Source organism: Pseudaeromonas pectinilytica (assembly GCF_054780855.1).
Genome location: NZ_BAAGVN010000051.1, coordinates 1 through 20383, shown reverse-complemented (window position 1 = coordinate 20383; position 20383 = coordinate 1). Strand labels below are relative to the sequence as shown.

Below are 20383 nucleotides of genomic sequence, written 5' to 3'. Positions count from 1 at the left end.
GCCCATTCGGCAGGCCGTCAACTAAGCCCGCCCGGCGGGTTGGGGAGCGAGTATCCGACTTTGGATTTGATCAACAAGGCCGGTGGTGAACGACAAGGGTGTGGAGCTGGGTCGTTATAACCTCTCTGAACAGGGGAGACACACCGGTGTACTGATCGCCTCTATGGCTCGTAATGGCGGTGACTGGACCTTTACTGCCCACGGCAAGGCCTGCCAAGGTCGCATGGTGCAGGACATGCTGCGCGACATCCTGATGGAGATCGTGCAGTGAAGGAACTTACCCCCGGGGGCAATGCCCCCGTACCTTCCTCGCTGGTCACTGTCCGGGTTCAGACCGGCGTAGCTGCTGACATCGCCTCATTCCGTCTGTTCGATGGTGGGAAGGTCAAGGGCGATGCTGACTTCGTTTTCTACGGTCAGAAGGTCAACGATGACGGCTCAATCCGGCTGCTGACCGAAGGCGTTAACACGACTTTTGCCATCAATCTGCCCAACATCAATGCCTCGGTTGAGAAGATTGCGTTCAGCGCAACTTGCGATGCCGGCAAGACAGTTGCCTCTCTGGGCTCGCTGTTGATCACGGTCGAGGTTGCTGGTGAACCAGTGGTCAAGTGCGTTGTCGAACTGACCGGCCGTAGTGAAGCGGCTCTCATCCTGGGTGAGCTGTACCGGCGCAACAATGAATGGAAGTTCCGCTTTATCTCCCAAGGCTTCAATGGGGGCCTCAAACCCCTAGCTGAACACTTTGGGGTGGATATTTCAGAAGACCAATCCCCTGAGCCGAACCCCGAACCGGCACCGGCCTCGGCAACCAAGGTGAGCCTCAGCAAGGTTTCGCTGACCAAGGAGAAGCCGACTGTCAGCCTGAAAAAGCAGGATGACTATGGACTGATCCGCGTGAACCTGAACTGGAACCAGAGCGCTACCCACCGCGGAATCGTTGGAGGCCTGTTCGGCGCGAAGAAAGGGATCGATCTGGACCTGGGTGCCTTTGTCCGTCTCAAGGACGGCTATAAGACAGTGGTACAGGCCTTGGGCAATGGCTTTGGCTCTCTCCATGAAGAACCTTTTGTCGAACTGCAAGGGGATGACCGCACCGGTGCGGTCAGCGATGGCGAGTGGCTGCACATCAATGGTAAGCAGTGGAAGGATATTGATGAGGTGCTGATCTACGCCTTCATCTACGAGGGTGTTCCGAACTGGGATTCCACTGATGGTGTTGTGACCGTCCATGTTCCGGGGCAGGGCCCTATCGAATCACGGCTGACCGATGGCTACTCCGGCCACGGCATGTGCGCGATTGCCCGGTTGGTGAACACCGATGGTGCAATTAGCGTAGAACGGGTAAATCGCTACTTCTCTGGCCATCGCGATATGGATCGTGCCTGGGGGTGGGGATTTCGATGGACTGCCGGAAGCAAATAATTCACCACAACGAAGGAGGTGCAACATGTCCATATTTGACAAGTTCAGAGCCGGGTTCTCGGCTGGCCGGGATGAACTGGCAAAGCAAGTAGGGCGATTCAAGAATCGCAAGTTCCTGGAAGGCACCATTGCCGTGTGCGTTGGCGTGGCCATGTCCAGTGATGGCGTCAGCAGCGAAGAAAAGCAAAAGATGCTTGGTTTTATCAAGTCATCTCCGGAGCTGAAAGTCTTCGATACCGCTGAGGTGGTGGATGTGTTCAACACCCTGATGAGCAGTTTCGACTTTGACCAGGAAGTGGGCAAGGGTGAAGCGATGAAGCTCATCGTGCGATTGAAGGATAACCCTGACGAGCTGCAGTTGGCCATTCGGGTGGCTATCGCGGTTGCCAAGAGCGACAACGATTTTGACACCCACGAGCAGAACTACATCCGCAGCGTGTGTAACTTGGTCGGCCTGAACCCGGCTGACTTCGATCTGTAACCCAAAAGAGAGCAGCAATGGAATCAACACATATTGGCTTTCCCATTGAAACGGTAGCTGTGTTTGTAGGTCTGGCAGTGGGGGCCATCCTCATTGATATGTTCGCGCACCGGGATGACAAACCCATCCCTCTGAAAAGTGCCGTGCTTTGGACGATTTTCTGGATCGTCGCCGCAATGGGATTTGCGGGCTTCCTGTATGTTCATCACGGCGCCGAAGTGGCCAGCCTGTTCATCACCGGTTATGCCCTGGAGAAGGTGCTGTCTGTCGATAACCTGTTCGTCATGATGGCGATCTTCTCCTGGTTTGCCGTACCGGACGGCTATCGTCACCGGGTACTGTACTGGGGGGTGATCGGGGCGATCGTGTTCCGTGCCATCTTCGTCACCATCGGTACCGGCCTGTTGATGCTTGGTCCGTGGGTTGAGCTGGTGTTCGCAGCCATTGTTGGCTGGACGGCGGTGATGATGCTCAAGAGCGGAGACGATGAAGAGGAAATTGAGGATTACTCTCAGCATCTGGCCTACCGCATGGTCAAACGCTTCTTTCCTCTGTGGCCAAAACTGCGTGGGCATGCTTTCCTGCTGACTCAGCATGAAGTCGATGCCGAACTGGCCAAGCCGGAAAACGCTGACGTAACGGTTGGCCGTGATGGCAAGGCTGCGCGTTATGCGACCCCGTTGTTGTTGTGTCTGGCTGTGGTGGAGCTTTCCGATGTGATGTTCGCTTTCGACTCTGTGCCGGCGGTGATCGCCGTATCCAAGGAGCCGCTGATTGTGTATAGCGCCATGATGTTCGCCATCCTGGGGCTGCGGACCATGTACTTCGTACTCGAGGCGATGAAGCAATACCTCGTTCACCTGGAGAAGGCGGTAATCGTCCTGCTGTTTTTCATTGCTGCCAAGCTGGGTCTGAACGCCAGTGATCACTTCCTGCATCATGGGCTGTCAATCTCCGCCTCTACAAGCCTTATCGTCGTGCTGGTTGTGTTGGCGATGGGCATACTGGCGAGCTTTATCTTCCCCGAAAAGGCCGAAGAGAAAGAAGCCGAAGCAACCGATAACGTTTAACTGTCAGGCCAAGGTGGCCGAACTATGGAGTGTTTGAAATGAGTGTATCTCTGAGCAAAGGCGGTAACGTCTCTCTGGCAAAAGCTGACCCGACCATGACCAAGGTACTGGTGGGGCTGGGGTGGGATCCCCGCGCTACCGATGGTCAGGACTTCGACCTGGATGCTTCTGCGTTCCTGCTGACCAGTACCGGCAAGGTGCGCGGCGATAACGACTTTATCTTCTACAACAACCTGTCCGATGCCGCTCAGTCGGTGGTTCATGCTGGTGACAACCGTACCGGTGCCGGTGATGGTGATGACGAGTCTCTAAAAGTTGACCTGACCAAGATCCCGGCTGAAGTTGATAAGATTGCCTTCACGGTAACCATTCACGATGCCGAGGCTCGCCGCCAGAGCTTTGGCCAAGTCGGTGGAGCCTTCATCCGGTTGGTCAACGACGCGACCGGTGTTGAAGTAGCCCGCTACGACCTCAGCGAAGATGCCAGCACTGAGACCGCCATGATCTTCGGAGAGCTGTATCGTCACAACAACGAGTGGAAGTTCCGCGCCGTTGGTCAAGGTTATGCTGGTGGTCTGAAAGCCATGTGCGACCAGTACGGCATCAGCGCCAGCTAATCAGCAATATTTGGGTGAGGACAACCCCACCCACTAAATCTCATATCAAGGAGTAACAACATGGGTGTATCCCTGAAAAAAGGCGGCAACGTCTCCCTGACTAAAGAAGCCCCGACAATGAAGACTGCTATCGCAGGCCTGGGTTGGGACATGCGTGTAACCGACGGCTCTGCTTTCGACCTGGATGCGTCAGTATTCATGGTTGGTGCTGATGAGAAAGTGATTAGCGACGCGAGCTTCATCTTCTTCAACAATAAGACCAGCCCTTGCGGTTCTGTAGTCCATCAGGGTGACAATCGCACTGGTGAAGGCGCTGGCGATGACGAGACAGTGGCGTTGCACTTCGACAAGATCCCGGCCGAGGTGCAGAAGCTGGTATTCGCTGTGACTATTCATGAGGCCGAAGAGCGTAAGCAGAACTTTGGCATGGTGAGCAACGGATATATCCGTATCGTGAACGCTGACAACAATACTGAAATCGCTCGTTTCGACCTGTCTGAAGACGCCAGTACCGAGACCGCCATGAACTTTGGCGAGTTGTACCGACACAACGCTGAATGGAAGTTCAAGGCCGTTGGCCAAGGCTTTGCTGGTGGCCTGTCGGCTCTCGCCAAACAATACGGTGTAAACGTCGACTAATCACCAAAAAGCCCCGGTTAGCCGGGGCTTTTTACTTGTGACACGGATGTGTAAACAGATGAGTATGCACGATGCGATCCTGATAGTGGTCCTGGCCATCCTGCTCCTCGGTATTGTGCTTGGGTGTGGTTCACGCAGAAAGATCGTTGTGTTCTCGAATTATGACGATCTGGGATTGACCTTCCTTGCTCCTGTCTCTGCTTTCGTTATCGCCTACCTGTTCATGTTGTGTGGTGGTACGCAGAATGTCGGTCATTTAAAATTCCCAGGTTGTTTCCCACAATTATCTCCTTGATATGAATTCCCTCACCGCCAGAGCAATGAGAGAACGTTTTGGTTTAAGAGCGTGAGAGCAACTCTTGTTTTATTTTTTGATATGTTTCTTCGTCAATATCGCCTCTGGCGTAACGCTCCTTTAAAAGCTCAAGGCTGTTAACTGGTTTATTACTGTTGATTTGTTGGGATTTATTTTTCAGTAACAACTGAACTAATTTAACCAAGGCTAATATGATGACAGTCCATAGTAATAACGAAAATATCATGCCAAACGGTCCCGGAAAAAAAAGCCCAAAATCACACCAACCATTGCCCCAATAGCCAGAAGAGTGCATAGCGTTCATATTATTCACCTTAATAATGTTGTGATTGGCTACCCATCATATTTTGCATATTGGCAGACATTTGTTGCACCAATATCAAGTATTGCTCCTGTTGTGCCGGTGTTAATAGCTGATAGGCCTGGTGACGGGCTTTTAACATAGTAAGCATATTTTCGCTCATCACCCCTTGGCGCTTTGCGAGCATTGCTCTGGCTTTAGCTTCATCAAAGGTGGGTGCCGTGGTTAATGCCTGACATTCCGCCATATATGCTGGCATATTGGCCATCATCACTTGCCTGCCCGCCATTGCTTGGGTCATAATAGCCTGGATCTCTTGCTGTTGCTTAGTGCTTAGATCCAGCTGGAAGAACATTCCCATCATCATGTTGCCGCCCATCATGTTGCCATTCATCCCCCTGCAACCTTGCATCATGTTGCCCTGCATATTGCCATGTGCCAGTGCTAATGAGGCGGCTCCAAAAGTAAGACCGAGGGTTAAGGCTGCTGTTGTCAATTTGTTAGTTTTCATCTTTTACTCCACTTTTTAAATAAATTTGGGTATACGGATTTAATGGTTGATGGGGCACCTTCACCCCATCAATCTGATACCACCCTCAGATGGTTGATAGATCGACTCCGTAGTTGAGTTCCTCTGCGAAGTCCGGCAGTCCGTAACCGATGGTTTTCTTGTAGAAAGGAGAGACCTTCGCAGTCGGTGCCTTCTTCTTGTGCTTCGTGGTGTAGAGCATTCGTGCCCGCATCACCTCGGGAGTAACCGCGCCCTTCACGGTTCTTGTCCTTGGCCAGTCGGTTGATGGACTCCGTGTAAGCGTTGGTGACGGGCATGTCCGTCTCGAAGTAGGTCATGGTCTCTTCGCGCCAGTTTCCCACTGCCCTGACCAGATCGCTCCAGACTTCCTTTTGGCCCTTCGGGATGGTGGCTATCCACTCGTCCAGGGCGGCTTCTGCCTGGAGCCGTGTGGTGGCGTCCCAGATGCCGTAGAAGCGCTCCTTGTGCTCGTAGGCGGCCAGCAGTTGCGGGAACGCGCCTGTCCAAGTCTCCATGATGAGGCGCTCCCGGTCTGAGACTTCGTGAGCGCGTTTCAGCAGGATTTTCCGGTCTCCCTTGAGAGTCCGGCTCTGGGACGGTTTCAGCTCCTTTCTGAGGCCCTTGCGCACTCTCTCTAGGGCATCGTTGGCCATGCGCACCACATGGAACTTATCGACCACGATACGGGCCTGCGGCAGCACAGCCTTGACCGCTGCCCGGTAGGGGTTCCACATGTCCATGCTGACGATCTCGACCTTCTGCCGGTCTTTCAGCTTCATCAGGTAGTTGGTCACCACGTTCTGGCGGCGGGTGGCCAGCAGGTCGAGCAGGGTTCGCTCCTCAATGTTGGTCAGAATGCAGCGGTAGCGCTTGTTCAGGTATAGCTCGTCAATGCCCAGGATGCGGGGCGTCTCGAAGCGGTGCCAGCGCCCCAGGAACTCGGCGCGGGCGTTGAAGATGTCGCGCACCGTCTTCTCGTCCAGGCCGGTCTGTGCCGCCACAAAGGTGTAGGGGTGGTTGAAGGATTCCTTCTCCACGTACTCATGCAGCCGCAGTGTCATACGGAATCCGTCCACCATCTCCGGTAGCTGGGGCCTGAATGTTGTCTTGCAGGCCCGGCAGGTGTATCGGCGGCGGACCACCCAGAGAGTGACCCGCTTGCCGTGGATGGGCAGATCACGATAGGGAACGTCACGCTTGCCGAACCGTACGAACTCACCCTGCACGCCGCATTCCTCGCAGGCGATGGGATCGGGCACGTCCACCTGGAAGTGCATTTCGTCGTCGGTTGATTTGCAGCCCAGTACTTGGTATTGCGGCAGGTGAAGGATGTTGTCGGGAAGTTCGGTCATGGTGTTGTATAGGCGTAGGTGTCAGTCAGATCCATCCGGCTCGGCATTGGTGTTTGCTTTTTTACCCAACAAGCTGCTGGAAACTAAAAGTAAGGCACCGAGGACAATTGCAATATCAGCCAGGTTGAAGGCCGGCCAATGCCAGTCTCGCCAATAGAAATCAAAGGAATCCACAACATAGCCGCGAAAGACCCGGTCAATCAGGTTGCCCATGGCGCCACCGAGGATAAGACTGCAAGCGATGGCTTCTCCTTTATGACGATTTTCAAGGATCAGCTTGATCAGAAAAATCGAGACCACTACCGCGATTCCGATAAAAAAGTAGCGCTGCCAGCCTCCACCATTCGCAAAAAGACTGAATGCGGCACCGGTATTCCATACGTGTACCCAGTTAAAGAATGAGGTCACTGAAATAGACTCGCCATATGCCATTGATTGTTGCACCAGCCATTTTACGGCCTGATCAGACGCTGCCAGCAGGCCGGAGATGGACAACAGAGCGTACGGTGACAGATGTTTGCCAAAAATGGACATTGCTTAATCCTTGAGCGCCAGAATGCGTCTAGCACCGTTAAGTACAATTACCCCCGCGATGGTGCCGATAATCAGATCCGGATAATTGGACCCGGTCCACGCGACCAGAGCGCCGGCGGTGATGACCCCCAGGTTGATCACCACGTCGTTGGCCGAGAATATCCAGCTTGCCTTCATGTGCGCCCCGCCCTCCCGATGTTTGGATATGAGCAGCAGACAACTGGTATTGGCAATCAATGCGACGAATGCGATAGCCATCATCACCAGCGATTCAGGCTCACTACCGAATACAAAGCGTCTCACCACCTCTACGAGCACGCCCACAGCCAAGATCAGTTGCAGTACACCAGCAAGATGCGCGGCACGTACCTGCATTTTCACGCTATGTCCAACCGCATAAAGGGCAAGCCCGTACACCGCCGCATCGGCAAAATTGTCCAGGGATTCTCCAATCAGGCCGGTGGACTGGGCGATCAGACCGGCAGTCATTTCCACCACGAACAGAAGTGCATTGATGCCGAGCAACCAGCGCAGGGTCCCGGATTCTTGCGTGGCAGAGGCTGCCGAGAACTCGGCCGCCTTGATGGTCTCCGGATCGGCAGCGACACTTTCCTGAAGCGAGGCGCCTAGCTCCAAGGTCTTCAGCTTCGCGGTGACGGGCTCGACCTCACCGTCATGCACGACCTTCAACCGGCGGTTCGACAAGTCGAAGGACAGCGCCCGAATCTCCTCAAAGCCGTTCAGGGCTAGGCGAATCATTCGTTCTTCTGATGGACAGTCCATCTTCGGCACGGCATAAACACTGACCCATCTCCCTGGCGCCTCGGAGGAGGCCTGTATATCGGTATCCGCTGCGGACGTTGCATCACCGCCACAGGCACCACCACAGGATTTGCTCATGATACGACTCCACTTGAACAATGTTGTGGTACCATTTAAAACTATAAAGCCACTATAAGGTCAATAGAGTAAAGAATCCGTTGGGGAGGAGGCTGATGCGCATTGGTCAGTTGGCGCAGTTGGTAGGGGTCGAAACACAGACGATCCGCTTCTATGAACAGCAGGGCTTGTTGCCGCCGCCTGATCGGCAGGACAACGGTTACCGTGTATATACCGAGAAGCATGGTGAGGGGCTGGCCTTCATCCGTCGCTGCAGAATCCTGGGCCTGTCACTGGCTGAGATTCACGAACTACAGAGCTATCAGGACGACCCTCATCAGCCTTGTACCGCCGTCAACGCCTTGCTCGATGATCACATCTCTCATGTGCGGTCGCAGATAACCGCTCTGCAAGCGCTTGAGAAACAACTCGTTTCACTGAGAGCGAGTTGCAACGATGACCGGGAAGTTGAGGCGTGTGGGGTTCTTGCTGGAATTAGCGAAGGAAACATGCACCAGCAGTAGGTGAAGCATCAACCAGATAATCCGATGAGATGCCGGTCTGTCTCACTCTCATGCAAAGGTAAGATCAACCATTTAATCCGCTTACCCATAATAAGCAGAGGTATCGCATTACCACTGGCACGGATATTCGCCAATACCTCTAGCCCATCTTTGCCGGGTAATCCCAGATCCAGTAGTACCAGGTCATAATGCTGGCAGCTAAGCGCAGTGATGCCGCTAGGTCCACTCTTCACCCAATCGGCTGCATAAGACGCATCCTTTAAGGCGCCTTGAATAGCATCTCCGATCATGGGATCGTCTTCGATCAGCAAGACTCTCATTGCTTCTCCTTGCCATCTTCATACAAGGCGCCGTTGTTGCGGCTCCCTACTAGACGTTAGCCGTCGCAGCCGCAAAGCGACACGGTTTTGGCAGTTCCTCTCATGGAAAGTACTCACCGATCAGGCTTTTCCCTCTAACGCATCAAAAGTCTTTAGCAGGGTTTTCAGCGCCGCCTCACAGTCAGCTTGACTCGGCGAGCCGGCACGCAAAGCAGAAAGCGACTCATCAATGGCATTATCGAGCACATGCCAGTCTTTAACCGCTCGTGGTTTTAAGCCTGCCTCTTCAGCATCCCAAGCAACCTCCAAGTCTTTTATCCTAGCCTTGGCAGAGTGCAGATCTCCACTGTTTACGAGGATTGCTACGTCTTGGGCAATACTGTGAAAAACAGTGAGGTCGCCGAGTTTGGAACCCGCTTTAGACTGCGCCGATGCAGACGGTGTCGACTGCAAGTTGTCCTGTTCGGCTGGTTTGGAACAGCCCGTGACCAACGCCAGCAGTACGAGTATCGACGCAACGGTACCAGAACGAACCATTGGATGAAGTGCGCGCATGTTGTTTCTCCGTGATGTAAGAAATGAGGGTTATTTGGAGAACTGGGCTGAACGGGTTCCATTCATGCCAATTTGTGCAACAGCTACCAGCATGATGATTACGGAGAGAAAGAGCGCACTGGTCCACATCGCCCCCATGCCAAGGCTGCCATAGGTCTTCGCCTGAGTCAATTGGTCCCCGAGTGCCGCGCCAAAGGGACGGGTCAGGATATAGGCAACTCAGAAGGTGAGCACCGCATTACCACCTACTTTCCAGACTGCGTAGGTGATGCTGATCAGCACACCAAACGCGACCACCCCCCAGGTAAAACCTAAGCCCAGCGCCTCGGTTGCCAAGTCACCGGCGGCAGTACCCAGTGCAAACGTACAGAGGATGGCGGCCCAATAGAACAGCTCTCGGCGGCGTGTCACTATGTCGTGAATGGACAACGTCTGCTCGACTCGATACCAAATTAGAAAAATCGCTGCAAGCGCAACAGAGAAAACCGCTGTACTGATAAATAAGCTGACGCCCAGGTCATCGGTCAACAAGTCGGTGATTTGAGTACCGACCACGCTCACCAACACCACTGTCAGCCAGTAAATCCAGGGGGTATAACGGCGTGTACGCAATTGCACAAATAAAGCACATGCGAGCAATGCCCCCATGACAGTGCAGGTCACAGCTTGTCCAAAGCCCGCATTAACCGCAAGAAAGTCGGCCCCGGTCTCACCCACTGTTGTGGACATGATCTTGATGATCCAAAAAGACAACGCGACTTCTGGGACCTTATTAAGCCAGCTGGTTGATCTGCTCGTGATCAAATTACTCATGGTGTTTTCCTGTCTCGTTCAACGGATGTCCATTAGTCTGGGCCGCAGACTTAACTCGGACATAGGACGTCTGAAATTCGCTCTCCCGACAATTTGTTGATCGATGGCAGAGGTCAGCTGAAAAATAGGGGGCAGATACCAGGGTGATGCGCGTAACGTCAACCAAGCAACAAATGCAGCAACGGTGACAGCACCCAGCATATCGAGAGGGAAATGAACGCCGAGATAGATACGAGCCCACGCGATTGGCAAACCCAAGATGGTCAGACCAAGTCCTATCGTTCGTGGCCCACGTTGAAGCATAAGACTCAAGCTAACAGCCCACCACAGTGTCAGGTGGTCGCTGGGGAACGATGAATCCGCAGCATGGGAGAGGAACGTGTGTCCCAGCCCGATCATAAACGGCCGAGGATTCGACCAAGCCAGCCCAATAAGCTGGTTGATGATCAGACCAAATAATCCTGAGACCGTTGCGACAAGCATTGCCTTGCGGATACCCTCGTCCCCCCCCAGCCAGCCGATGCCTATCAGGCAAGGCACAGCCCAGATGAGTTGCTCGGCAAAGAAGATGGCTACTGTCAGCAATAAATCGTTTGGCTGCGCCGGGGCATTGAGCCAGAGAAACAGTGTTTGGTTGAGTGATTCCATGAGAACTCCGGGCCGGATCGCCAAACAAGGGGCAATCCGGCCTTGTTGGCGGGATATCAGTCCTGCTTGTCGTTATCATCATCCTGGTCCGCCTTGTCTTCGGCAGACGAGATCACTGACCCCTTGTCGGCATCGATCTTCACATCGAAAACCTTGACCCCATTTACAACTTCTACGTCATAAACCCAGCCTTGCTCTGAGTGCTCATACTCGGCGCGCGAGGCCTTACCGTTGATGTACTGCTCTGCGACATTAACAGCCTGACCAAGGGAGATCTTGGCCTGGCTGATCGACAGCGCATCGTCTGCTTTATCACCAGCGGCGGCATAGGCTACGGAACCGGTCGCGGCAATGGCGATGCCCAGTAGGGAAAGTGTGATATTACGGTTCATTTATTCTCTCCTGATGAGTGCAGGGATTTGCACTGTGGAGAGGATAGACAGGCAGACTTAGCTCTCACTGAGCTGAGAATGTGCTCGTTTTCAATGCTGAACGGTTTGCCAGAATTGCCTACGCGGCCTTAGCTAACTTGGGAGCCGGGATTAGTTGAGCACTAGCCATACGGCCTTAGCCCTATCATTTCGTATTCGCGCTTGCCCAATCCCGTACCGCCTGCGTGAACAAACGCAATGCCGTGGGTGGATGTCGATTCGACGGATAGTACAAGCAGGCACCAGGCACTGCCGGACTCCATTCCGACAACAAATGGATGAGACGCCCTGCCTCCAGATGCTGGATCACGTAATAGTCAGGCACCCACGCAATCCCTACGCCAGCTAACGCTGCATCAACCATCAGAGCAGGGGTGCTCAACGTGAGTGGGCCTGCAACGTCAATGTCAAAATTGGACACTCCTCGCACAAAATGCCAACGATATAGCCGTCCACCAGCAAAGCGAAAGCGGATACAGCGATGACTAGTCAGCTCTTGAGGGGTGGCAGGGATGCCATGTTGCGCAAGGTATGCTGGTGAAGCTACTGCCACAAGTGAATCGCCACCAGTGATCTAGACACTTCCTCGTCTGATCACTCACATACACCCTCAACAGAACTGCCTGAAAAATGGACATGTGTGGGCTTCCAGTATCCCTCTTTGATCGCGTCGATGGGGTTACCCTCGTAGCGTAGGCAAAATGGAAGCGCCTCGCAGGATAAGGAGAGGTGGGAGGTCGAGGGTTCTCAGAGTATCTCTGGAGTAGTATCTTATTGGCTCCCTACCGTCAAATGGGATAATGCTGTTAAGTAGGGCGTTGTGTAATACAGGATGTTGATTACACACATCTTCCTGCGGAACTGCGTGTGACGCCTGATGCAGTCATTGAACCATCTTTTTACAGAATTCCATGACTACAGCGACTCCCCCCAGGGAAGAATAATTCCAACTAACGTAGGGGCAAGACGACTCTGCTCCTACTTCAGGATCAAGGTTGTGTTATGTACCTTTCGGCTTTGAAAATCGAAAACTTTCGCCAGTTTGGTGCTGCAGGTCATGCGTTAGAAATCCAGTTCAACGAAGGTGTCACTGCCCTAGTTGGTGAAAACGACGCAGGAAAAACTGCCGTCATCGATGCGATCCGCTACGTTCTGCAAACCCGTGATGCTGAATATCTCAGACTGCAGATCGAGGATTTTCACATCGCCAACGATGGCACACAGGCGGATGCGATCACCCTCAGATGCACTCTCGAAGGACTTAGCCCTGTGGAGCTCGGGGCTTTCGCTGAATACGTGACTTACAAGGACGGAGTGGGAAGGCTATACGTTCACTGGTCAGCGAGCCGTATTGTTGCCTCTGCCTCAACCCGCAAATGGGTCGATATCTCAGTTCGTTCTGGTGAAAACGGAGAAGGACCATCACTGGACGTAGGTGTGCGGCAACTGCTAGCCACAGCGTATCTAAAACCGCTGCGCGACGCAGAGCGGGAGATGTCACCAGGCAGAAACTCCCGGTTGTCCCAAGTGCTGAGCAGTTTTCCCAATATTGACGCTGGCAACGTATTCGATCCCACGGCTCTTCCGGCTGCTCCCGCTGATGCTGAAGCCCTCAGCATTGCAGGCATGGGCGACTATCTTCGCCACCTGGTGAACAGTCACAGTGCCATCGTCTCCGCCCAGAAGGAAATCAACGACACGTACCTTCGCCCACTATCGCTCGCTGGCCAACCTCTGACGAGCCGCATAGGGTTCGGTGAAGCTGGAACGGATCCAGCCAAACTCAAGCAGATTCTGGAGCGCTTGGAGCTTGGGCTATTGGATCACGCCACGGGGGAAGCCCGTGGTGTCTACGGGCTTGGTTCGAACAATGTGCTGTTCATGGCCTGTGAACTGTTGCTTCTCGGCAAAGAGCCTGATGGGCTTCCACTGCTCCTCATTGAAGAACCAGAAGCGCACCTGCATCCGCAGCGCCAGCTCCAATTGATGGAGTTTCTGGAGGCTGCGGCTCAGCCAACTACAGGTTTGAGGCCGGTTCAAATCATTTTGAGCACCCACAGTCCCAACCTGAGCTCGAAAATTCCCCTACAGAACCTAGTTCTGATGCAGCGGCAGCAGGCGTTCTCTCTCGCGAAAGAGCAAACCTGCCTAGCACCAGATGACTATCGCTTCCTCAGTCGCTTTCTGGACGTTACCAAGGCGAGCCTTTTCTTCGCCAAGGGACTGCTCGTCGTTGAAGGCGATGCTGAGGCTATTCTGCTGCCGTCACTAGCACGACGTCTGGGGAGGGATCTCACCAAACACGGTGTTTCAATCATCAACGTGGGTGGTGTGGGACTACGGCGCTATTCAAAGATTCTTCAGCGCAAGGACATATCCAAGGGCGAGATCACCGTGCCTACGGCATGTATCACTGACATGGATGTAATGCCGGACTGTGCGCCTGAGATCCGACGCCTGAAAGACGTGAAGGGGGCAGTCTGGCCAGATATCGCGAAACGACGATGGCGCGCCATGAAAGACTTTGGTTCTACTTCGGAGGAAATTGCAGAAGGTCTCAAGAAACACCGCGAAAAACGCTGCGAAAGTGATGGACAATGTGTACGCACGTTCGTGGCCGATCATTGGACACTCGAATATGACTTGGCATTCAAGGGGCTCTCGAAGGAGGTCCATCACGCCGCATACTTGGCCATCTATGAGGAGAAAATCGACGATGGCACGGAAACCAAGGTCAGCCTGCTGAAGAAAGCGGACACTGCATTCCAAAAGATCCAGACGACCCATGCTACTGAAGAAGCCCGATGCTCTGCGATCTACAAGCTATTCAACAGGGCATCCAAAGCAATCGCAGCCCAGCACCTGATAGATTTTATTGACCAGCGCTTCGATGACAAAAGCCTGGACGCCAGCAAGCTTCAGGGCCTGCTGCCAACCTATGTTGTTCACGCGATTGAATATGCGACCCGGGGCTCTAACTCGACCACTACCAGTCCAGTTCATCCGATGACTATCCCCGCGGCACCTAGCTTTGAAGCCGAAGATTCGTTGGAAGAGGCCGCGAAATGACGCTCAACCAACTGGTTGCCCCTATCACAGATGCCGATGTTGACTGGGTCATTGAGTTGATGGGCTTGGAGGTGTTGGATGAACCCCGTCGCAATTTCTTGAAGTCCATGGATACCGTGGACCTGGCCGCATGTCCTGGGAGCGGTAAGACAACGCTTGTTGTCGCAAAGCTCGCGATCCTGGCTCGTCATTGGAAGAGCCGCATACAGGGTATCTGTGTGCTTTCGCACACCAATGCCGCCCGAGAGGAGATCGAGAAACGCCTAGGTGGCACAGACGTCGGACAACGGCTGCTGCGCTTTCCTCACTACATCGACACCATTCATGGCTTCACTGGCCGATTCCTGGCCTCGCCATGGTTACGTTCGAAAGGGATTGCCCTGCAGGCTATCGACGATGAAGCCACTCATAAGGCCCGTCGAAGGGAACTGACGAACAAGGAACACTACAGTGTACAGACAGCCTTCGAGATGAAGCACAAAAGCCCGTACACCTTACGGATCCGATCTGCCGATTTCGACCAGCCGCTTGGTGATGAAGACATTGGATTTGCACCTCATACGGCGACTTACAAGAGTGTAGTGAAATCGCTCAGTGGTGCAGCCAAGGCGGGGTACTTCTGCTTCGATGAAGTGTTCGTGCTAGGGCACGCATTGCTCGATCAGGAAAATGAGGTGGGTGCAGCGTTGCGCCTCCGCTTCCCCTGCGTTCTGATTGATGAGATGCAAGACACGCAACCGGACCAAGCTGGCATCCTTCAGCGAGTCTTCCCCCATGATGATCCGGACGTTAGGGTTATTCGCGTGGGCGATCCAAACCAGGAAATCTTCGAGAAGAAGTCGCCCCTGTCAGATCCGTTCCCTGACAGTGGTCGTCAACTGGAGATCGCCAGCAGTTTCCGCTTTGATCAGGCCATTGCATCAATCGCCAACCCATTTGCCTACGTCCCCATCACCAATGGATTGATAGGTCTTCGAGCACCACGTACCCCAGGCACTGTTCCAAATACGATTATCGTCTTCCCAGATGACGATGCGTCTGGGGTGCTGGATGAATTCGGCAAACTGGTAATGAAGCATTTGCCGAAAGAAACCCGACAAGCGGGAGTGTTCGCCGTTGGCGCCGTGCATCGGCTTGAAAACTTCAAACAGAACCAGTACCCCAAAGCCTTGGAGCACTACTGGCCATCCTATCGGTCTGATACGACCAAGACTTCGTTCAAGCCACGTTCGTTTGCAGAAGGTGCCCACATCGCTCGACGTTATGTAATGCGAGAGCCCACAGCCTCATCGGCTGTCGAATTGCTGGCTTCCTGCCTGGCCAACCTCGGCGAGCTGGCGTACCCAAACAGCTCAGTGCAATTGAGAGGCCGTCATAAAGCCTCAATAGAGGAGAAGCTCGCAACCAAGCCCGAGGCCTTTGCACTGTATCGCGAGTGTCTGCAACAGATGCTCTTCGTATCATCAGAAGTTACGCAGCAGGATTGGGTGAAGGTCATCACTCCGAAACTTTTGCGACTGGCCTCTGTTCTTCATGATGCCGAGGGCGTGGCCGCTAATCAACAGAGCCACCAATACCTTGCCTGGGAGCCTGTTCCAGTAGCGACTGAAGCTGGAGAAAGCGGAGGGGCGCTGGTCAACACGTACCATTTCCAAGATGGCAACGATGGGGTCGATATCCGGATGTCATCCATCCATTCGGAGAAGGGCAAAACCCACTCTGCGACCCTGATCCTTGAAACCTTCAGAAAGACTCACTTCATTCAAAAGCTCATGCCGTGGATCGAGCAAGTGAAAGGCGCGCTCAAGAGGCCTCTGGACAGTGCGACTAAGAAAGACATGATGCTGATGTACGTGGGGATGACTCGGCCAACCCATATGCTGTGCCTGGCCATACGCCAGAGCACTTTGGGAGAGGGGGCAGCAGGAGAAAGGCGGAGGGCTGCGCTCCTAGCGGCTGGATGGTCAATTTTAGAACTGGCAACTGTCCAAGCTGGGCAATAAACCACGTGGAGTATCGCTGGAGTACCAGTGTATTCAGATAAGACGGATCAATAGCAGGGTTTTTTAGGGATGAATGTGAGATGTGCCTTATTGGATCCTATCTTGGAGCCGCGAATGACCGTCGAGCAACTTGCCAGATCCACACGCAGCGTCTTTGAACTGCATCACGAGAGCCTAACTGGATTGCCTTTCTTCACCAGTTTCCCCCTGAACTGCTGTCAGGGGGCTTCTGTGCTGTTTGGAATGCTGGTAACCCTTTTGCCCACACAACACACCGTGACGGTTGTAAAAGGCGATGCCAGGGATGGTCGTGAGTCGCACTACTGGCTAGGGAAAGTGCGAATAAGCAGGTCATTTCTTCCCAAGCTGGCTCGCTGATTAAAATTTCGCGGATCCGGGCCGATTGTTCTCCCGTAAACACATCGAATCAGCCTATTTAGGCCGTTTTTTCGCCATTTCTGGCGTTATTTCCGGTTTTTAGTGAGATCTCTCCCACTGACGTATCATCTGATCCACCCGAAACAGGTTGGCCAAGGTGAATAACATCGCCAGTTGGTTATCGTTTTTCTGCAGCCCCTTGTATCTGGCTTTCACGAAGCCGAACTGTCGCTTGATGATGCGAAACGGGTGCTCTACCTTGGCCCGGATGCTGGCTTTCATGTATTCGATGTTGATGGCCGTTTTGTTCTTGCGTGGATGCTGTTTCAAGGTTCTTACCTTGCCTGGTCGCTCGGCGATCAGCCAGTCCACATCCACCTCGGCCAGCTCCTCGCGCTGTGGCGCCCCTTGGTAGCCGGCATCGCCTGAGACAAATTGCTCCTCTCCATGCAGCAGATTACCCAGCTGATTGAGGTCATGCTCATTGGCCGCTGTGGTGACCAGGCTGTGGGTCAGGCCACTCTTGGCATCGACACCAATGTGGGCCTTCATGCCAAAGTGCCACTGATTGCCTTTCTTGGTTTGATGCATCTCCGGATCGCGTTGCTGCTGTTTGTTCTTGGTCGAGCTGGGTGCCTCAATGATGGTGGCATCCACCAAGGTGCCTTGGGTCATCATGACGCCCGCTTCGGCCAGCCAGCGATTGATGGTCTTGAACAACTGGCGGGCCAGTTGATGCTGCTCCAGCAGGTGGCGGAAATTCATGATGGTGGTGCGGTCCGGCAAGGCGCTATCCAGGGATAACCGCGCAAACAGACGCATGGAGGCGATTTCGTACAGAGCATCTTCCATCGCGCCATCGCTCAGGTTGTACCAATGCTGCATGCAGTGAATACGCAGCATGGTTTCCAGCGGATAAGGGCGCCGGCCATTGCCAGCCTTGGGATAAAACGGCTCGATGACTTCCACCATGTTTGGCCACGGCAGGATCTGCTCCATGCGGGAGAGGAAGAGCTCTTTACGGGTCTGACGGCGCTTACTGCTGAATTCACTGTCGGCGAAGGTGAGTTGATGGCTCATGATGCCCCCTGGAGTGCAGTTCCGGATGAACATTATGATCTCATATCAGGAACTTGTTCGCACCTTCCCTAAAGCGTAGTCAGGCAAATGAATTTCAAAAAAACGCATTAAAATCAACATGTAAACACCCTTGCGTCAGCCCTGTTTACCACGCCAACATATAGTGCCAGCAAGAGACGTGAAATAAATCGCTCTCGCATGTGAATTAGGCTGGATTCTGCGCCCCTTTGCTACGCCCATATATATTACCAGCGCAGAATATATATGTTCACTCATAACATATTCCGATTGTTCTCATGTTCCGAACTTTCTCTCTGAGTGGGCTACGTTTGAAAGCTGAGACTTTTATTTCTGGTTTACAAACCGTGTCGTTTTATTTAGCTCTGGATGCAATCATTCATTGCAATAGCTGTCGCCAATGGTATTATTTATGTTGTTATCGTAATTAATTTGGAATGGGTGGTTTATGACTGAGAATGCAGACGATATTCAGTTCGGAGTTAATGAGGAGCTGTTTGTTAAGAATGGTGAAAATAATAAGCTAACATCCTTTTTTGAGCAGTTCATTTTGTCGATTGGGGATTTGGTTTCCGAATATCAATGTAAATCCGGAAGTGATTGCAGCTCCTTTCTTGAAAAGGAACTTGATGCGGAGTTTTTATTAAAAGAAGGGGATTTGATTACTTGCCGTGATGGTAAGTTTTCAGCATCAACCCCCATTAACTCGATCAGTTCAGTGATTAAGTTTGCCGTCACGGCAGCTCTCACGTCAAACGATAAGAAGCTTTTTGTTAAGTGCCCTGATTGTCATAAAGCTGCATTTATGGAAGCAACTGAAGCATCTGGAGTTCAGGTTGTTTTTGTAGCTCAACCTGCAATTCAGGAGCAAGCGGAGAGCGGCAATGCTGAATTGTTACAATCATCCATGACGGATGCCGATGACAATATTTCTTCTGTTGACTTGTTGACTTGTTGATGGCTGATGGCGAGCAGTTATCGCCGTTTTCCGCTTCAGAGGACGCAGCCTCCGAACTCCCCCCATCTGTAAGAATATCCAAGAAAACGTTCTAATCAGCCCAGGTGCGTCGAACTGCATAGATCCCAGTGCGCCGCACCGTTACTGAACATTGCAAAACCACCAATTCCACCTTATAAGATATGCGGAAATCACAATCGGACATCCTGAGAGATGTAATTTCTACAGTGAATAAATCTAACATTATCAACTGCTTACGAATCCAGATGTAAATATCACAAAGATGCCATGGGTAAAATGTGTTGAGGCTTTCTCCACTTCGTTACTCGTATTTCCTCTTTTCCTCTTTTCCGGCTTGGCTTCCCGCTCCTTTTCCCCTTCCGTATCCTTTCTTTCCTTCTCAGCCAGCTCTTTTCTTTCCTTCATCTTCTCCCTCTCTGCTTGTGTTGTTTCTTTCCGCTCTCTTTGTTGATGAAAAGGGTAACTGCTGCAGCAGTAATTATAACCAGGCGTGGTGATTCCTCGTGCATGCCTTCGAGCTCTCATTGGATGAGTGACTTTGTTCGTGTGGTGTTGCACCGATCCCATTTCCCCGTAGTGCCTTAAGGAAAAGTCTCATTGTCCCTTTTTGTTGTTGTATCCATTAGGTAGACTGTTTGCATCTGAGTGGAGGTGATATGAGTGATGCAAAGCAGAGACAACATGTCCGATATAAGATTAATAATTCCTTATTGTGCGATGTGTTTGAGGTTAAAAGGAAAGGTCTGATATCGAGATTGTTTTCAGAAAGCAAAATGACAGCAGGAATATCTTGTAGGGTGAATGATATATCTGAGTTTGGTTTGTGCGTCTCGATGAATAAGGATATAGATTTGGGTGTAAATTTAAATGTGGAAATACGCTTTGATGGTAAAATATTTAGATACGACTCTTTTCAGGTAAGGAATAAGAATGCTTCTATGAGTGATGAAAAGATGGTTGTGATGGCTGGATTGGGGACGACCAAGTCTTTGTCTGATTTGATTTCAGAATTAACTAGTAAGGGTAAGGTTACTCCTTTGCTTGAGTAGTGTAAGTACACTTGAGTTTTTGAGGCTGAAAAATATGGCACATAAAATAAAAAACACCACATCCATGATTGATGTGGTGTTTTTTTATTCTTGATTACTGATGTCAGTTTGGCGTGTCGATGTTTGTTTGTGGTAAGTGTCAATGTTAGTCACTGGTTCTTGGATTGCTGATTATTTATTTGCTGCCGCTTTTTAAATGGCAGGAGGTAAGTGTGTGTAGCGCTAAATGAGTGGCCCTATAAATACAGTCGCCTATTTTAATTCTGGTTTTAATGTTGGGCTAGCCACCAGGGCGAGAGCGTGAACATATTGTTAAATTGATGCCAGTTCAGCTAACCCAGCATCCAGTACCTTTTCCAGATATGGGCTG

The 20383-nt window shown here is 52.3% G+C and carries 26 protein-coding genes and 1 pseudogene; 13 read left to right on the top strand and 14 right to left on the bottom strand.

Annotated features, from left to right (window positions below; genetic code table 11):
- Nucleotides 1-85: 85 nt before the first annotated feature.
- Genes ACYVG7_RS04450 through ACYVG7_RS04420 form a run of 7 tightly spaced genes read left to right on the top strand, consistent with a single transcriptional unit; the run spans nucleotide 86 to nucleotide 4527 of the window.
- On the top strand, nucleotides 86-271 hold the full coding sequence (locus ACYVG7_RS04450; RefSeq protein WP_460882024.1) for a TerD family protein: 186 nt from the start codon (nucleotides 86-88) through the stop codon (nucleotides 269-271).
- Nucleotides 268-1425, top strand: coding sequence for a TerD family protein (locus tag ACYVG7_RS04445; protein ID WP_460882023.1), 1158 nt, complete (start codon nucleotides 268-270; stop codon nucleotides 1423-1425). The genes ACYVG7_RS04450 and ACYVG7_RS04445 overlap by 4 nt, the downstream gene beginning before the upstream one ends.
- A 25-nt stretch (nucleotides 1426-1450) precedes the next feature.
- Nucleotides 1451-1906 (top strand): tellurite resistance TerB family protein, encoded by a 456-nt coding sequence (locus ACYVG7_RS04440; RefSeq protein ID WP_460882022.1) that lies wholly within the window; start codon nucleotides 1451-1453, stop codon nucleotides 1904-1906.
- Nucleotides 1907-1923: 17 nt separating this feature from the next.
- The gene (locus ACYVG7_RS04435) at nucleotides 1924-2976 is read left to right on the top strand and encodes a TerC/Alx family metal homeostasis membrane protein (RefSeq protein ID WP_460882021.1); all 1053 of its coding nucleotides are present in this window, start codon (nucleotides 1924-1926) and stop codon (nucleotides 2974-2976) included.
- Between the two features lie 38 nt (nucleotides 2977-3014).
- Complete coding sequence (locus ACYVG7_RS04430; protein ID WP_460882020.1) at nucleotides 3015-3593, top strand: TerD family protein; 579 nt, start codon at nucleotides 3015-3017, stop codon at nucleotides 3591-3593.
- A 60-nt stretch (nucleotides 3594-3653) separates the two neighbouring features.
- A complete protein-coding gene (locus tag ACYVG7_RS04425) occupies nucleotides 3654-4232 on the top strand; it encodes a TerD family protein (RefSeq protein ID WP_460882019.1) in 579 nt (192 codons plus the stop codon).
- Between the two features lie 58 nt (nucleotides 4233-4290).
- The gene (locus tag ACYVG7_RS04420; RefSeq protein ID WP_460882018.1) at nucleotides 4291-4527 is read left to right on the top strand and encodes a hypothetical protein; all 237 of its coding nucleotides are present in this window, start codon (nucleotides 4291-4293) and stop codon (nucleotides 4525-4527) included.
- A 43-nt stretch (nucleotides 4528-4570) separates the two neighbouring features.
- On the opposite strand, the gene ACYVG7_RS04415 is transcribed toward ACYVG7_RS04420, so the two are convergent.
- The 5 genes and pseudogenes from ACYVG7_RS04415 to ACYVG7_RS04395 form a co-directional block, all read right to left on the bottom strand.
- Nucleotides 4571-4852, bottom strand: coding sequence for an SHOCT domain-containing protein (locus ACYVG7_RS04415; protein WP_105935177.1), 282 nt, complete (start codon nucleotides 4850-4852; stop codon nucleotides 4571-4573).
- 10 nt (nucleotides 4853-4862) lie between these two features.
- Nucleotides 4863-5360, bottom strand: coding sequence for a Spy/CpxP family protein refolding chaperone (locus ACYVG7_RS04410; RefSeq protein WP_460882017.1), 498 nt, complete (start codon nucleotides 5358-5360; stop codon nucleotides 4863-4865).
- 85 nt (nucleotides 5361-5445) lie between these two features.
- Nucleotides 5446-6733: pseudogene (locus ACYVG7_RS04405) on the bottom strand (ISL3-like element ISPpu12 family transposase).
- A gap of 21 nt (nucleotides 6734-6754) precedes the next feature.
- Nucleotides 6755-7267 carry a signal peptidase II gene (lspA, locus tag ACYVG7_RS04400; protein WP_011787807.1) on the bottom strand — a complete coding sequence of 171 codons (513 nt, stop codon included), beginning with the start codon at nucleotides 7265-7267 and terminating at the stop codon, nucleotides 6755-6757.
- A 3-nt stretch (nucleotides 7268-7270) separates the two neighbouring features.
- The gene (locus ACYVG7_RS04395) at nucleotides 7271-8167 is read right to left on the bottom strand and encodes a cation transporter (protein ID WP_460882016.1); all 897 of its coding nucleotides are present in this window, start codon (nucleotides 8165-8167) and stop codon (nucleotides 7271-7273) included.
- 95 nt (nucleotides 8168-8262) lie between these two features.
- On the opposite strand from ACYVG7_RS04395, the gene cadR reads away from it, so the two are divergent.
- Nucleotides 8263-8670 carry a Cd(II)/Pb(II)-responsive transcriptional regulator gene (gene cadR / locus ACYVG7_RS04390; protein WP_004364961.1) on the top strand — a complete coding sequence of 136 codons (408 nt, stop codon included), beginning with the start codon at nucleotides 8263-8265 and terminating at the stop codon, nucleotides 8668-8670.
- Between the two features lie 8 nt (nucleotides 8671-8678).
- Here the strand turns inward: cadR and ACYVG7_RS04385 are convergent, their stop codons facing one another.
- The 7 genes from ACYVG7_RS04385 to ACYVG7_RS04355 all read right to left on the bottom strand — a co-directional run bounded on the left by ACYVG7_RS04385 (nucleotide 8679) and on the right by ACYVG7_RS04355 (nucleotide 11990).
- Nucleotides 8679-8990: a response regulator gene (locus ACYVG7_RS04385; RefSeq protein WP_460882015.1), complete on the bottom strand. Its 312-nt coding sequence runs from the start codon at nucleotides 8988-8990 to the stop codon at nucleotides 8679-8681.
- Between the two features lie 120 nt (nucleotides 8991-9110).
- Nucleotides 9111-9545 (bottom strand): hypothetical protein, encoded by a 435-nt coding sequence (locus tag ACYVG7_RS04380; protein WP_460882014.1) that lies wholly within the window; start codon nucleotides 9543-9545, stop codon nucleotides 9111-9113.
- 30 nt (nucleotides 9546-9575) lie between these two features.
- On the bottom strand, nucleotides 9576-9752 hold the full coding sequence (locus tag ACYVG7_RS04375; RefSeq protein ID WP_460882025.1) for a hypothetical protein: 177 nt from the start codon (nucleotides 9750-9752) through the stop codon (nucleotides 9576-9578).
- 12 nt (nucleotides 9753-9764) lie between these two features.
- Nucleotides 9765-10358 carry a COG4705 family protein gene (locus ACYVG7_RS04370; protein WP_460882013.1) on the bottom strand — a complete coding sequence of 198 codons (594 nt, stop codon included), beginning with the start codon at nucleotides 10356-10358 and terminating at the stop codon, nucleotides 9765-9767.
- Nucleotides 10359-10376: 18 nt separating this feature from the next.
- A complete protein-coding gene (locus ACYVG7_RS04365) occupies nucleotides 10377-11006 on the bottom strand; it encodes an undecaprenyl-diphosphatase (protein ID WP_460882012.1) in 630 nt (209 codons plus the stop codon).
- A 56-nt stretch (nucleotides 11007-11062) separates the two neighbouring features.
- Nucleotides 11063-11398 carry a PepSY domain-containing protein gene (locus ACYVG7_RS04360; protein ID WP_460882011.1) on the bottom strand — a complete coding sequence of 112 codons (336 nt, stop codon included), beginning with the start codon at nucleotides 11396-11398 and terminating at the stop codon, nucleotides 11063-11065.
- A gap of 184 nt (nucleotides 11399-11582) precedes the next feature.
- Complete coding sequence (locus tag ACYVG7_RS04355; protein ID WP_460882010.1) at nucleotides 11583-11990, bottom strand: LysR substrate-binding domain-containing protein; 408 nt, start codon at nucleotides 11988-11990, stop codon at nucleotides 11583-11585.
- Between the two features lie 449 nt (nucleotides 11991-12439).
- Here ACYVG7_RS04355 and ACYVG7_RS04350 point away from each other — a divergent pair, with 449 nt between their 5' ends.
- The 3 genes from ACYVG7_RS04350 to ACYVG7_RS04340 all read left to right on the top strand — a co-directional run bounded on the left by ACYVG7_RS04350 (nucleotide 12440) and on the right by ACYVG7_RS04340 (nucleotide 16887).
- On the top strand, nucleotides 12440-14506 hold the full coding sequence (locus ACYVG7_RS04350; protein WP_460882009.1) for an ATP-dependent nuclease: 2067 nt from the start codon (nucleotides 12440-12442) through the stop codon (nucleotides 14504-14506).
- The gene (locus ACYVG7_RS04345; protein WP_460882008.1) at nucleotides 14503-16509 is read left to right on the top strand and encodes a UvrD-helicase domain-containing protein; all 2007 of its coding nucleotides are present in this window, start codon (nucleotides 14503-14505) and stop codon (nucleotides 16507-16509) included. The genes ACYVG7_RS04350 and ACYVG7_RS04345 overlap by 4 nt, the downstream gene beginning before the upstream one ends.
- A 114-nt stretch (nucleotides 16510-16623) precedes the next feature.
- On the top strand, nucleotides 16624-16887 hold the full coding sequence (locus ACYVG7_RS04340; RefSeq protein ID WP_460882007.1) for a hypothetical protein: 264 nt from the start codon (nucleotides 16624-16626) through the stop codon (nucleotides 16885-16887).
- 99 nt (nucleotides 16888-16986) lie between these two features.
- Here the strand turns inward: ACYVG7_RS04340 and ACYVG7_RS04335 are convergent, their stop codons facing one another.
- Complete coding sequence (locus ACYVG7_RS04335; RefSeq protein WP_460882006.1) at nucleotides 16987-17967, bottom strand: IS5 family transposase; 981 nt, start codon at nucleotides 17965-17967, stop codon at nucleotides 16987-16989.
- A 466-nt stretch (nucleotides 17968-18433) separates the two neighbouring features.
- Here ACYVG7_RS04335 and ACYVG7_RS04330 point away from each other — a divergent pair, with 466 nt between their 5' ends.
- Entirely contained in the window at nucleotides 18434-18943 is a 510-nt protein-coding gene (locus ACYVG7_RS04330) for a hypothetical protein (protein ID WP_460882005.1), read from the top strand.
- Between the two features lie 246 nt (nucleotides 18944-19189).
- Here ACYVG7_RS04330 and ACYVG7_RS04325 read toward each other — a convergent pair whose 3' ends face one another.
- Nucleotides 19190-19369, bottom strand: a complete 180-nt coding sequence (locus ACYVG7_RS04325; protein WP_460882004.1) for a hypothetical protein — start codon at nucleotides 19367-19369, stop codon at nucleotides 19190-19192.
- 251 nt (nucleotides 19370-19620) lie between these two features.
- Between ACYVG7_RS04325 and ACYVG7_RS04320 the strand changes: the two genes are divergently transcribed.
- Nucleotides 19621-20013 (top strand): hypothetical protein, encoded by a 393-nt coding sequence (locus ACYVG7_RS04320; RefSeq protein WP_460882003.1) that lies wholly within the window; start codon nucleotides 19621-19623, stop codon nucleotides 20011-20013.
- Nucleotides 20014-20383 lie beyond the last annotated feature (370 nt).